This is a genomic window from Flavobacterium riviphilum, from assembly GCF_055231795.1.
This window is the reverse complement of record NZ_JBUYSY010000028.1, coordinates 1-12,248: the sequence shown is the minus strand read 5'-3', so window position 1 is coordinate 12,248 and position 12,248 is coordinate 1. Positions and strand designations below refer to the sequence as shown.

Here is a 12,248-nt window from a genome sequence, read left to right as displayed (position 1 = left end):
AATGTAACAAAAATATAGTAACAAAAGGGTCAAAAAAAGGGTAAAAAAGTTACTTAGTTCGGTAAAAAAGTTACTCAAGGGGGTAAATTAGTTACTTTTAATCGTGTTAGCCCAATGATAGCAAGGGCTAACGGATGCTAAAAAGGTACTTAAAAACACTTGAAAATTACTTTAAGCCAAGATTGCGAAAAAAAAGGATTTTTATTTGATATATAAAACTCAAAAATTCAAAAAAAAACATTCTCATTGGATCTGAAAGGAACTCCAGAGAGAAAAAAAAAAGGTAATAGAACCTAAGTAAACTGGGGCCGCGCGGCTTTTGTATAAGTGGTTGATTTTCAATTAGTTGCATTTTTATTAAATTACCAAAAAAAAGGGAGTTTGCCGCTAGGCCGCTCCCTTTTTTCGGTATCAAATTTACCTTTTTGTCGGTTGGTGCAGTTCGGTTACTTTTTTACCCCTTTTTTTTGCGAAGCCCTAATTTTACTAAGATTTTACTACTCAAAAAATGAATAACCAGACAATTTGTAAGTAATTGTCTTGGTTATTTTTGGCTATCGGAATTTCTGGAATTATCGGAATTTGCTGGAATCCGATTGGTTACTTTTCTGTACAAATGTTACATTCAAATCCAATTGTCTGTTTTTCCTTTTAACATTCTTTTTTGCAAAAGAAAAAAGGGAAAAAAAGAAAGCCAACTCATTATCGGAGTAATTCAATAAGAAGCGGAATTTTAAAAAAATACTACCCCTTTTCGGGGTGGAGATTTTTTTAAAATAGCGAAGCGGTCTGATTCGTTTGAATTATGGAGATTTCCTTTGGTTTCTTTTTATCTCTTTTCTTTCGGGGAAGATTCGTGATGTTTGAAAACGAACTCCTCAAAACGGTGGGGCAGTAGCCATGGGCAGTAGCATAACCGCACCAAGACCAAAATTTAAGTAAAAAATTTGGTACGGTTATGCTACTGCAACGGGGCGTCCGACGCTTTTTTTTTTATACTGCTTACGGAAATATCTTGAAGACCGTAATTCCAATAAATATGATGAAAGGCAGGATCTTCTTGCAGTATAAAAAAATGCCTGCGGCGGAACATTAACTTCGGCGCGACTCTCAGCCACGAGTGCTAGAGCGGGTTGCCTACACTTCTTTTCAAATATAAAACAGCAACCCGCTCTAGTGCTCTTTTTGTGGCGTGATAGGACTGGGTCGCGCTTCCGCTTCTGCCCTTGCGATACGGGATCTCGTTTTTACCACTAAACATGTTCGGGGGCAGTTCTCATAACGACCGGAGGGAGTTACTATACTTCAAGGGTATTCTTTTTTTACTGCTTTTTCTGCAGTAAAAAAAGAATGTCCTTGCTACCGCTTTCCTTTTTTTTTCTAGTGTGGCGTAGTGAAAATATTCTATCTACCGTGAACCTTCTCGCCACTCTAGAAAAACACTTTAAACGCCAAGCTGACAATTTTTTTTGTGCTAGGGCTTTTTCTGCCCTGGCGCTAAAAAATTGTTTGCTTGCCACCGCTTTTAGTTTTATAGGGTGCTGCTTTTTCTGCAGCACTCTATAAAACTTTTTATTCGTTATGGAAACTGAAATTTCTTAAATAGCCCCGATAGGAGCGGCATCCTTTTTTTTTTTTCTTTTCAAAAAAAAAAAAGATATAGCGGATAGCGGGACGACTCGTGATCAAAGGCACAAATTTTCTGCTCCTAAAACTACAAAACGTTATTTTTAGAAGGATTTATTTGGATAAAATGGAGATTACCGGAATAGTAAATTTTTGCGTTTATCGATGATTTTATAGTTTGAATTTGCTTCTTGTACTCTGGAATCATCAAATTGGTTTTTGGTTTGTAGTTTTCTACTTTCTTCTCAAGATCAATGATATTTTTTTTGGTTTCGTTGAGATCGTAGTTTGACAAGTTTTCTTTTAGTTTGCTTTTCTCCAGGTCAAGAGCTGCCAAATCTAAATAATAGTTTTTGTTGTCGTTTATGAGTTGGTTTTCCTCGTGTTTAAGCTTTAATTCTAGTTCGGCGATCTTTTTTTCTTTATTCAATAAAATCGTGTCTTGTACGTGCGATTTGAACACTACATTATATTTATTTTCGAGGGTAAATTTCTTTTTCAGTTCCAAAGGATTTTCAAGTAGCGCCGTTGCAAAATTGGTATAAAATGTTCCTTTGGTAATGAATTTATTTTTGAGGAAATCGTTTATCTTTTCCTCGCTGATATCATTGAAATCATATTTTATTTCGTGTATTTTTTGAGCGGTTTTGGTTGTTTTTAATAGTTTTACTTTCAGTCCAGGAGTATCTTTTTGAATGGATATTATTTTGGATTTATCGAGTATGAAAATGTCGCTTTCGGTAGCTTGTATAAATATTCCTTTTCCTTTGTAATGATTTTGGTAAATATTGAAATCATAATCGATTTTTAAAACGTTGGATGATTTTTTAAACTCTTTTATTTGGTGTTTTACATCGTTGAAATTATTATTAATCGTGGACCAAAAACCATTGGCAAATAAATCTTGCATGAAAAAAGTCAGAAAGCAGAAAATAAATAAAATGATTCCTTCTTGACGAATGTTACCGCTTCGAATTCTCATGTCTGGATTGGCAGGAAGTACACAAGGATTTTTATAAAAAGGATAAAATAAAGGTATTCCGGCAATAGTCACCATATCAAAAATAAAATGCGATAGAATGGCAAAAAACAGAATAGTAGAAACGCTAAAATCTTCTCTGAAATTCTTTTCTACAAATAAGCTGATGAGATAAATTCCAATTAAAAAAAAGATTGAATGTGTAATAGTGCGATGACCATAATTCTTAGATAACCATTTTGCAATAGGATATACTAATTTTCCAATCCATGATTTTGTATGATCAATGTCCGGTAATAAAGAACCAATTACAGTTGCTGCAATAAATAAAGGCGATGCAAAAATATTCACTGAAAAAAAACTACAAAATAGTCCTGTAAATATTATACCACCTGCTACATGATTTGGGGCTGTCATAGTACAAATAGTTTAAAATTTATATACCCACTTTTAGTGATGTCTTTCATAGTTTTCTTCAAAGGCTTCTTGCTTTTTTTCTATTTCATGCTCTTGATTTTTATCATTAGAACTACTCTTAGCACTTGTACAAGAATTAAATACCAATACTAAACCACTAATAATCATTAATATATAAAAAGATTTTATCATAATAGTAATATAAATAAACATAGTAAACATTGTAAACATAAGAACATTATTAAACAGATTAAACAAATATTATCGTGTAATATTAATAGTATCAGAAAGGCGGCCGCCCGACAAAATAAACATTTTGTCTTGTCCAAATGGGGGGCGATTTTGGACAAAAAATCAAACGAATTTTCGTTTGAAACTGGCCATCAGCGGGCGCACCAAAAAAAGCATAATCATCGCAAGCGAACCCACGAAGCGCAGCGCGGGTTCGTCCATTTCGCGCGACAAAAAGCGCAACGAAGTGAGCAAGCCGAGCGAGACAACGACAATCCAAGTCATGTCGATTTCGGGCAATGCGCCCGAATGTCGAATTTCTCGAATGGTTTGCGAGTCCAAAAACGGTTCTTTTTTGTAGCGGTTAATCAGCTCCGTAATGGCGCGCGGATTTCCAACCGTTTGGTCGAAAATATGATTCCAAAACATTTCACGATCTTGTACTTCCAGATTACTGGCTAATTGATTAATCAAAAGCAACGCATCGCGGCGGGGCAAATTTTTAACTTCGAGTTTCTCGAAGTTCCAAATAAAAGACGTGTTCACGGCTTTGATTTCGCGCGCCCCGGCGACGATGACAAACGTATCTTTTAGGCGTTCAATTACTTTTTTGCTTGTCGGCGTGATAGCCGAAATATCATCGATAATCAAGCAATATTCAAACGGCTGCACCGATGCGATAATCGTATCGCATAAATGCAGCACGTTTTCGCGCTGAATTTTTTTATTGATTTCTTCGGTGGTGAAATCCTTCCAGAGCACCGCCAAAACGGTTTCTTTTTCTTTGAAAAGATAGAGTAGAATTTGCGCCAACGATTTTTTGATGTTGTCGGTATCGTCCAATTTCAGCACCTTTTTTTCGGTGGTGATATTTTTGAGCAAATGCGATTTACCCACGCCAATAGCGCCCAGAACCAAAGTATTTATATTGCGATTAATATTTTGATTGAGCTGCGAAAGTTCGGCATTTCTGCCGACTGTAAAATACGACTCTGTAAAGTCGATATTTATAATTTGTTCTTTTGGTCCTGGGACCAAAAGCGCGTATAATTTCTTATACCAAGGCAACGGCGAAGCCGTTACCGCATTCACCCTATTCCGAAGTTCTTCAGTTGGTATTTCGGCATAAATTAAAGTGGTATTAAAATTCTGATGCCCGAGCATCGTTTTAATTTCAGCCAAAGAAGAACCAGCGGAAAGGTGGTGCGTAGCAAACGAATGCCGCAAGGCATGCGGATGCAAAGCAGGAATATTTGTTTTTTTGGATATTAGATTAATAGCCTCCCACATCGTTTTACGGGAAATATGTCCCAGTGACGAAGTCGAAGAAGGAAATAAAAAAGAATCACTTTCGATAGAAACGTGATTTTCTTTTAAATATTCTCCAATGGCTTGGTACAAGCGATTAGAGATTGGAATAGTGCGCAAATGTTTCGCCCCTTTTTTCTTGGCTGATTGGAGGGTAAGTGTCCGGTTTTTAAAATCAAAGTTTTTGCATTTAATGCTACAAGCTTCTGAAACTCTTAGCCCTGCATCCAGCATTAAAAGTACGATCACTTTATGTTTGACGTACTTAATCGACTCTAGAACCATTTGTGATTCCTCTTTACTGATGTAATTAAACTGTTTTACTAGCATAGGCAACTGGTTTTAGTTAATCCATACGGAGCGAGTATAGGGGTATGGTGCTAGCCTGTCCCCATTCGGGGTGCTTGCATTTGGCTAGTGCCATACCCCTATACTACGCGGAGTTTGTGGAAAGAAAAGCGTTATAAATTCGATAAATACTGCAATTCAGAACTAAAACAATGGTATTTGATTTTAGTTTCAAACTGTCGCATTTTAGATGAAGTGCTTTTTACTTTTGCTAAAAGCAAAAGTTTCCGATCCTGGTTATTTTTCTGCACATTCAACCATTCTTCAAGCGTAATTTTATTGTTGTCGTATTGCGCTTTTTTTAGGTTGAATATTTCAATCTCAAGTGTGGTATTTTCTAATTCTAATTTTAAAAGATCAAATGTATCTTTTAGTAATTCGTACTCCCTTTCAAAAGCTGCAATATCTCTTTCTTTCTTTTCAGTCATTTGAAACTTCAATCGCTCCAATTCAATTTTGTTGCGTTGCTTGGTTTGGTAAAAACCAGCAAGATTTGAAATTGAAATTCCCACATTAAAACTATTCTCAAAAAAGTTATAATTAATGGAAGGCAGCAGCGCTAAATATTGTAATTTGTTTTTGTCTTTATTGAAAAACAAAAGCGAATCAATTTCTTTTTTTTTATAGTTATCAATCTGATTTAAGTATGCTCTGTTACTTTGGCAAACCCCTATGCTGTTCACCAAAAGTAACAAAGTCAAAACTAAAACAAACTCTAATCTGTTCATTTATAAAATGATATGATTTGTAAAAAATAAATTTATAGTAAAACATTTAATAAAACAATCACTAAAAAAGGTTATTTTGTTATAGTAATATTTGTTTACAAATATTACTAAGTAAACATGAATTACTTATATTTGTGAAGCAATAAAAAACATACCATGGCAAAAGTTTTAAGTATCAGTAATCACAAAGGCGGCGTGGGAAAAACCACCTCTGCAATTAATATTGGAGCAGCTTTAAATAATCTAGGCAAAAAAGTTTTGCTGATCGATTTGGACCCACAAGCGAACTTGACGCAAAGTTTAGGATTGACGAACCAACAAAGAACCATTTATGGTTCTTTAAAAGGCGAATATAAATTAGAGCCTATTTCGATTTTGAAAGGGTTTGATATTGTTCCGTCCACTTTGGATTTGTCCGGTGCAGAAATCGAATTAAGTTCGGAAGCCGGGCGCGAATTTATTCTGAAAGAATTAATCGAAGAAGTGCGAAGCAAATATGATTTTATCATTATTGATAGTCCGCCATCTTTAGGACTTTTAACGATCAATTCATTTACGGCCGCGGATGAAATTATAATTCCACTCCAGGCGCAATTTTTAGCCATGCAAGGTTTGGCGAAATTGGTCGAAGTCGTAGACAAAATAAAAAGCCGATTGAATAAAGGCTTAAAAATTGGCGGCGTTTTTATCACGCAATACGATAGCAGAAAAGTATTGAATCGCGATGTAAATGAAACCATCAACGAGCATTTTAAAAGCGAAGTTTTTAAAACGAAAGTTAGAGATAACATTGCATTAGCCGAAGCGCCCGCGCAAGGCTTAGACATTTTCCGATACAACGCGAAGAGCAACGGAGCGGAAGATTATTTGGCTTTAGCCAAAGAAATTTTAAAAAGAAAGTAAAGCCCTCCAGCCCCCGAAGGGGGAGCAAAGGCACTAAAATAATAAACAAATATTACTTAGTAAACTATGTTTACCAAGTAAACAAAATATAAAAGAGTTATGGCAAAGAAAAGTTTTTCAGGAGGTTTAAACTCCTTACTTGGAGACACTAAACCAGCGGAAGCAGCTCCAGCGGTGGCAGAACCAAAAGCAGCAAAAAAAGAAATTACCAAGACTTCACAAATAGGAACGAAAGAAAAAGAAACAAGAGCTACCTTTATAGTAAACGAAGATTTACTAGAAAAAATGAAAGCGTTAGCGTATTGGGATCGGGTTTTAATTAAAGACATCATTAATCAAGCATTGGAGGAACACATTACCCGATACGAGAAAAAGAACGGAGAAATTAAAGCAATGCCGAAAAAATAAGCCCATGAAAAAGTTTGATTTTATAAAGCCCGAATTTCTATTTTGTGAAATTCCCATCAAAGATGGTTCTGAGCATGATGATCGCATTTGGATTTACCATTTGCCTAGTTTGTCATTAATTGAGTTTATCAATGTCGATGATTTTGTAGATTTTCAATTTGTAGGCAAACAAGATCGTTTCGAATATTTAGACGAAAATTGGTTTGGCGTTTACGTCCAAAACAATTGCGAAGTAACCGAGAATGATGCGGACCAAGTTTTGAAAAAAGCATGGAAGTATCTGGAGGAATATTTTATTTGGGAAGATGATCAGGAAGATGATGAGTATTAAAAAACAAATTAACCAACCAAAACTATAAATTATGACTACGAAAAGAATGCTATTATTTGTTTTTATGTTGTGCAGCTTCACAATTTTAAGTGCACAAACAAAAAGCAATGTAGAAATAGATGTTTCTGAAATGGAAGGACACGTTATTTCAAGAGTGAAATTAGCCAAGGATTATTATATGACTTCAACAGACAGCGATGCCGGACAAACTTTTGACGAGCGCACGAAACGACTAAGTTTGAAAGTTAAAGAAATATTCAACGAATATCGAGAAATGCGATTGTATCAAAATAAAAGCGGTTCCCGAAACGTAGCCGTAAATGAAATGATAGCTACAGAATTGAAACACATTCGAATGTCATTGAATTATATGAATTTGCCAACAGACTTATAAAAATGGAACGTGATAAAAAAAGCCCTAGACGATAGTCCAGGGCTTTTTTTATTTGAGGGGAATGTTTTGTTTGACATTGAGGGTTTTCTAATTTGCAGTCATTACAGGTATTCTAACAAAATTACGGTCACCATAAAAATCATAAAAAGCATTTGTTTTGCCATTGATTGCTTCTAAGTTGACATCAACAGTGTTTTCTACGCTGACTTCGCCATTCACGTTTGCATGAATATTACCACCAGTTACATAAACACTTTGAGCATTTTTTTGGCTGTCGTTAGCCCTTGGTATTATACCTGCATTTTGAAGGACCAATGCCCAAATACCAAGACAAATTAGGATTAATATTCCTCTATTAGATTTTTTTTCTGCCATTTTATTGATATTTAAATTAATATTTTATCTTTTACTTCTCCTAAAATCCGAAGGATAAACAGGATTTTCATCCACCCATAACCCTCTTTTATTTTGGCGTGCTTCCTGTTCTAATTTGGCTAAAAGTTTGGAGGTAGAATATTGTTTGTACTGCCATCCAAAACCGTTTTTTATAATCTCTGCAGAAAGGTATTTGTTATCGTCATAGTATATTTTGGCGATGCTCCGCCCGTAACGATCCGTATCGGTTACTTCATATTTTACTTGTTTCAAATACACCGCATCCGATGTAAATTGTTTAGCCTTGGTTCCAAAGGCTTGCGCTTTCTCCGGACAATCTACTTCCGCCAAACGCAATGTAGTTTGGTTGTTGGCTGCATCAATTACCACAACGGTATCACCGTCTTTGACGCCGATTACTTTACCGGTTAGGGTTTGAGCGTAGGTTTGGGCGCAAAGGAGGAATAATAAGAGGTGTTTTAAATTCATTGGTTGTATTTTAGAAAAGCCCTAGACGATAGTCCAGGGCTTTATTATTTTTAAGAGAAAAGTTAAATTGAAACAGTTTCCTTTTTATTATGCAATGTTCTTGTTGCTGCAGCATTTTCAATTTGTAGTTTTATACTTTCAGCTAAAAACTTTGCTAGGTTAACAGGAACTGCGTTACCAATCATTTTATACCCTGCTGCAATTTTTTTATAATAAAAAATAAAATCATCTGGGAAAGTTTGAATTCTTGCACATTCTCTAACACTTAATCTTCTATATAAATGTTCTTTCCCCGGAACAAAAATTCTATTATTTTGTTCAACAAATTGCATTAATGGAGCTTGTGGATGGATAGGTGCGTGTCTACCACCAGCTTGAATAGTAAAGGATTGTTGATCCCAAGATCTAACACGGTTTCTAGACATGAAAATAGTAGAAAAACCACCAATCATATATTCGTGATTTGGCACATTACATTTTTCACCATTAGTATTATTAAGTGGTAAACCCGCCAAAACATTTTCTTTTAAATCATCAATGACATCTGCAAGTGGAATTTTAGGAAAGGTTTCCGTAGGAAACTCATATTTAAAATTTAAATCTTTTCTTATCCCTATAAAAAACACCCTTTTTCTGTCTTGAGGAACGTTATAATCACGGGCATTTAGCATTTTGAAAGATAATTCATAGCCTGTACCCGCATTTCTAAACAATTCTTTAATACCTTCTAAAGCTTCATTATGCTTTGAAATAAGCATCCCACTTACGTTTTCTGCTAAGAAAAACTTAGGTTGTTTTTCTTCTAATATTCTAATGAAATCATAGAATAATTGTCCTCTTTTGTCTTTAATTCCTCTTGCAGCACCTGCTTCACTCCAACTTTGACAAGGAGGACCGCCAATAATACCGTCACATTCTGGAACTTCGTCTGCAGGAATATCTACAATACTTCTTCTATCTAGGATTGAATGAGGGTGATTTTTCTCATAAGTTTCCCAAATTTCTTTATCATATTCATTTGCCCAAATAACATTAAAACCTGCTTTTTGAAAACCTAAGTCAAGACCACCAGCTCCCGCAAAAAAAGATACTACATTCATAATGAAATTTTAATTTTCAAAAGTACTTAATTAATAATTAAAAATAAAATTTAATGTAGACACTATCCCGTTGTACTATCGTCTACATATATTCAAATTTACCTGTTATGGATGTAAATATATATTTCGGAAATAAAATTAAAGAGGAAAGACTAAAACTTAAATTTTCTCAAGAGAAACTTGCTTTAGAAGCTGATATAGATAGAACCTATATGAATGAGATTGAGAAAGGTACTAGAAATGTTTCTTTGAATATTGCATATAAATTATCTATTGCACTTAACATACCATTATCTAATTTATTAAAAGACTTAAAATGAGTAATCACGGAGTTACGGAACGTTCTATTGTACAATTGTTTGAGCAAGCATCGGAGTTTGTTTTTGAAGGAGAAAATTTAAAAATTGTAAAAATTGGAAAGCCAAGACCAGCAAGAGGGGAATGTAAAACTGATATTTATATATTGGCTTTAAATGAAAAATCAGAAGAAAAAGAAATTAAAATTTCTATAAAGCAAAGTGATGCTGATTTTCTAGAAAATAAAATGTCTATTGAAAGGGCTATAGAAATATTTGGATCCCAGGCCAAGGAAATTTTAACAAAGAGTATAAAATCTGTAGAGGAAACTTTTTTGGAGGATTTTTTGGTATACTTTAAAAAGCATACTAGAACAGAGGAGAAATGTATTAAAATTGGTTGGAAGTTTGAATTAATTAATAAATCAGGCGGCAAGAGAAGCGGTAAAATAGAGCTAAATAGAGATCAAAAGATTAATGTTTATTCTGGTTCAAATTTGAATTCAGAAAAAAAGAATTCTAAAGTAAATGGTGAAGTAATTATTAATTCAGGGGTAGCAAATTATATTCTAGAAGTTGAAAATTGCTTGGAAAGTTTAAGTTATTATATTAATAATTTATTACCTATTGAAGAATATGCAGAAGCTCAAGAAATTTATTTTGCTTGTAAAGCGATAAACTATAGGGCACAAAAAGATAAGTGGGACGGAAATAGACCGCTTTCTGTTTATATAGATTGGTGTTTAGAAGGAGGAATAGTAAAGGCAAAGTTTATAATGGATAATCCATTAATTATTAAGGCTAATGAAGTTGGGTTTAAAATTCGAAAAATACTAAAAGAGTTAAATATTAATTCTAGTAATTTTGAAGAATTGAAGAAATTTATAGATTCAAATATTGTGGTTAATAAATAACAAAAAAAGCCCTAGCTATTAGTCTAGGGCTTTTTTAATTTTATGCCTCTGTTATCTGCCTAATCATTATTTCTAAGGCTTCTTCACGGCTAATAATTTGGTCAAATTCACGGAGAGAATCTTCATCTCTATACACTCCATTTCTATCATTCCAAGAGAGCCATTCAATCAAATCATAACGGGACCATCTACTTAATTCGTTTGAAAGCTCATCGCCTCTTAAATCCATTATTGTATAGTATGGATGTCTCGCTTTTTCGTCTTCGCTTATATAAATTGCCATGGTTTTATTTATTTAAGTGTTATTTTTTATACTGTTTTCTCTTTTGATAATTTCAAAATTTCTACCATTGGATCCGGTCTTTCTTCTTCCGTTGGTTTGGGTTTTGGTGCTGCTGCAGCTTTTTTATTTTCTTTGGGTTTGTAGTCCATCACATCTTCGTTTAGAATGAAACGAATGTATCTGGCGGTGTCGGGTTTCATGCCGTCGGCTAGGATTTCTTTCACACGTTTGTTGAGTGGTTCTATGAGGTCTGGGTATTTTTGCAGCTGCAAAAGTACCTCTTTGACAAACACATCATTCTTGGGCTTTGTGCTGGTTTCGTACATGCTCTGAAACAACGGAATCAACTCCAGCAATAAATCGTGTGTGGTTTTGATGTTCATGGAATTTTTACGGAAGAGTTTGAAACGCAAAGTTTCAACTTTGCGCCCGTTTCGCTCTTCAGAAAATTCAAAATACACATCGCATTGCCCGAGGTCGTAGAGTTCTTTTAGTTCTCGCTTTGCCACCTGCAGCACTCGTTCGTTTAAAAGCGCGTAGCGGTCATATTTTTCTTCGAGCATAAAAGACTTTCGCAAATCGTCAACTGTGATTCTAAAGCCGTCTGTGCCTTGCCACTTTTGGCAAAGCTCATACATGCGCTGCGACCATTTACTTTTCAAAGACATGGCCACGTGCAACGAATAGGCCGTGTACTGGCTTGACAGTTCCACCAAGAAAGGCATGAGTTTATGTGAAACTTGGATTTCGGCAACGCCTTTTTTGATATGAGCGTAATTGATAAAACCGCAGGTTAACCAATCATCTTCAATCTCATCGGCGTAGGTGAAATTCCGGGATCGGAATTTCTCCAGCGCTTTCCGGGTTTCTTTTTTATTGTCCTCCTGGTTCACTTCCTTACACAAATCAGAAACTTTGATTTTTAAAATCAAATCATCAAACAAATCACGTTGTCCGGTTGTATATTTGTTCCGGACTTCTTTGATAATGTAATAGAATATACGCTTCTCGATCAACGTCAATTCGTAGCGGGAAGTAGTGAGTCGATTATCCTGGGCAATTACAATTTCTTTCATCGGCTTTGCGGTTGTAAAAATCAAATGTAACACAATTAAAGC

At 34.9% G+C, this 12,248-nt stretch carries 15 protein-coding genes; 6 read left to right on the top strand and 9 right to left on the bottom strand.

The annotated features are described in order from the left end of the window. Positions 1-1,714 precede the first annotated feature (1,714 nt). The 4 genes from ACZIX2_RS14005 to ACZIX2_RS13990 form a co-directional block, all read right to left on the bottom strand. On the bottom strand, positions 1,715-3,022 hold the full coding sequence (locus ACZIX2_RS14005; protein WP_463340722.1) for a metal-dependent hydrolase: 1,308 nt from the start codon (positions 3,020-3,022) through the stop codon (positions 1,715-1,717). A 33-nt stretch (positions 3,023-3,055) separates the two neighbouring features. Further along, complete coding sequence (locus tag ACZIX2_RS14000) at positions 3,056-3,214, bottom strand: hypothetical protein (RefSeq protein ID WP_463340721.1); 159 nt, start codon at positions 3,212-3,214, stop codon at positions 3,056-3,058. Between the two features lie 162 nt (positions 3,215-3,376). Next, a complete protein-coding gene (locus ACZIX2_RS13995) occupies positions 3,377-4,891 on the bottom strand; it encodes a tyrosine-type recombinase/integrase (RefSeq protein ID WP_463340720.1) in 1,515 nt (504 codons plus the stop codon). Positions 4,892-5,022: 131 nt separating this feature from the next. Further along, the gene (locus ACZIX2_RS13990) at positions 5,023-5,637 is read right to left on the bottom strand and encodes a hypothetical protein (RefSeq protein WP_463340719.1); all 615 of its coding nucleotides are present in this window, start codon (positions 5,635-5,637) and stop codon (positions 5,023-5,025) included. Positions 5,638-5,793: 156 nt separating this feature from the next. Here ACZIX2_RS13990 and ACZIX2_RS13985 point away from each other — a divergent pair, with 156 nt between their 5' ends. From ACZIX2_RS13985 to ACZIX2_RS13970, 4 genes are all read left to right on the top strand, one after another. Next, complete coding sequence (locus tag ACZIX2_RS13985; RefSeq protein WP_463340718.1) at positions 5,794-6,540, top strand: ParA family protein; 747 nt, start codon at positions 5,794-5,796, stop codon at positions 6,538-6,540. 99 nt (positions 6,541-6,639) lie between these two features. Next, entirely contained in the window at positions 6,640-6,948 is a 309-nt protein-coding gene (locus ACZIX2_RS13980) for a hypothetical protein (protein WP_463340717.1), read from the top strand. 4 nt (positions 6,949-6,952) lie between these two features. Further along, positions 6,953-7,279, top strand: a complete 327-nt coding sequence (locus ACZIX2_RS13975) for a hypothetical protein (RefSeq protein ID WP_463340716.1) — start codon at positions 6,953-6,955, stop codon at positions 7,277-7,279. Positions 7,280-7,310: 31 nt separating this feature from the next. Then, positions 7,311-7,673: a hypothetical protein gene (locus ACZIX2_RS13970; RefSeq protein WP_463340715.1), complete on the top strand. Its 363-nt coding sequence runs from the start codon at positions 7,311-7,313 to the stop codon at positions 7,671-7,673. A gap of 87 nt (positions 7,674-7,760) precedes the next feature. Here ACZIX2_RS13970 and ACZIX2_RS13965 read toward each other — a convergent pair whose 3' ends face one another. The 3 genes from ACZIX2_RS13965 to ACZIX2_RS13955 all read right to left on the bottom strand — a co-directional run bounded on the left by ACZIX2_RS13965 (position 7,761) and on the right by ACZIX2_RS13955 (position 9,637). Next, positions 7,761-8,048, bottom strand: coding sequence for a hypothetical protein (locus ACZIX2_RS13965; RefSeq protein WP_463340714.1), 288 nt, complete (start codon positions 8,046-8,048; stop codon positions 7,761-7,763). Positions 8,049-8,072: 24 nt separating this feature from the next. Continuing rightward, entirely contained in the window at positions 8,073-8,537 is a 465-nt protein-coding gene (locus tag ACZIX2_RS13960) for a thermonuclease family protein (protein ID WP_463340713.1), read from the bottom strand. A gap of 62 nt (positions 8,538-8,599) precedes the next feature. Further along, positions 8,600-9,637 (bottom strand): DNA cytosine methyltransferase, encoded by a 1,038-nt coding sequence (locus ACZIX2_RS13955; RefSeq protein ID WP_463340712.1) that lies wholly within the window; start codon positions 9,635-9,637, stop codon positions 8,600-8,602. Positions 9,638-9,744: 107 nt separating this feature from the next. On the opposite strand from ACZIX2_RS13955, the gene ACZIX2_RS13950 reads away from it, so the two are divergent. Both ACZIX2_RS13950 and ACZIX2_RS13945 read left to right on the top strand, forming a co-directional pair. After that, complete coding sequence (locus tag ACZIX2_RS13950; protein ID WP_463340711.1) at positions 9,745-9,957, top strand: helix-turn-helix domain-containing protein; 213 nt, start codon at positions 9,745-9,747, stop codon at positions 9,955-9,957. Then, a complete protein-coding gene (locus ACZIX2_RS13945) occupies positions 9,954-10,847 on the top strand; it encodes a hypothetical protein (protein ID WP_463340710.1) in 894 nt (297 codons plus the stop codon). The genes ACZIX2_RS13950 and ACZIX2_RS13945 overlap by 4 nt, the downstream gene beginning before the upstream one ends. 40 nt (positions 10,848-10,887) lie before the next feature. Here the strand turns inward: ACZIX2_RS13945 and ACZIX2_RS13940 are convergent, their stop codons facing one another. Continuing rightward, on the bottom strand, positions 10,888-11,130 hold the full coding sequence (locus ACZIX2_RS13940; protein ID WP_463340709.1) for a hypothetical protein: 243 nt from the start codon (positions 11,128-11,130) through the stop codon (positions 10,888-10,890). Positions 11,131-11,156: 26 nt separating this feature from the next. Beyond that, on the bottom strand, positions 11,157-12,248 hold a 1,092-nt coding region (locus ACZIX2_RS13935), incomplete at its 5' end, for a replication initiation protein (RefSeq protein ID WP_463340708.1).

Bases quoted from the DNA above. Each gene is read 5' to 3' on its own strand.
- ACZIX2_RS14005 (WP_463340722.1), bottom strand. From the start codon at position 3,022: ATGACAGCCCCAAATCATGTAGCAGGTGGTATAATATTTACAGGACTA.
- ACZIX2_RS14000 (WP_463340721.1), bottom strand. From the start codon at position 3,214: ATGATAAAATCTTTTTATATATTAATGATTATTAGTGGTTTAGTATTG.
- ACZIX2_RS13995 (WP_463340720.1), bottom strand. From the start codon at position 4,891: ATGCTAGTAAAACAGTTTAATTACATCAGTAAAGAGGAATCACAAATG.
- ACZIX2_RS13990 (WP_463340719.1), bottom strand. From the start codon at position 5,637: ATGAACAGATTAGAGTTTGTTTTAGTTTTGACTTTGTTACTTTTGGTG.
- ACZIX2_RS13985 (WP_463340718.1), top strand. From the start codon at position 5,794: ATGGCAAAAGTTTTAAGTATCAGTAATCACAAAGGCGGCGTGGGAAAA.
- ACZIX2_RS13980 (WP_463340717.1), top strand. From the start codon at position 6,640: ATGGCAAAGAAAAGTTTTTCAGGAGGTTTAAACTCCTTACTTGGAGAC.
- ACZIX2_RS13975 (WP_463340716.1), top strand. From the start codon at position 6,953: ATGAAAAAGTTTGATTTTATAAAGCCCGAATTTCTATTTTGTGAAATT.
- ACZIX2_RS13970 (WP_463340715.1), top strand. From the start codon at position 7,311: ATGACTACGAAAAGAATGCTATTATTTGTTTTTATGTTGTGCAGCTTC.
- ACZIX2_RS13965 (WP_463340714.1), bottom strand. From the start codon at position 8,048: ATGGCAGAAAAAAAATCTAATAGAGGAATATTAATCCTAATTTGTCTT.
- ACZIX2_RS13960 (WP_463340713.1), bottom strand. From the start codon at position 8,537: ATGAATTTAAAACACCTCTTATTATTCCTCCTTTGCGCCCAAACCTAC.
- ACZIX2_RS13955 (WP_463340712.1), bottom strand. From the start codon at position 9,637: ATGAATGTAGTATCTTTTTTTGCGGGAGCTGGTGGTCTTGACTTAGGT.
- ACZIX2_RS13950 (WP_463340711.1), top strand. From the start codon at position 9,745: ATGGATGTAAATATATATTTCGGAAATAAAATTAAAGAGGAAAGACTA.
- ACZIX2_RS13945 (WP_463340710.1), top strand. From the start codon at position 9,954: ATGAGTAATCACGGAGTTACGGAACGTTCTATTGTACAATTGTTTGAG.
- ACZIX2_RS13940 (WP_463340709.1), bottom strand. From the start codon at position 11,130: ATGGCAATTTATATAAGCGAAGACGAAAAAGCGAGACATCCATACTAT.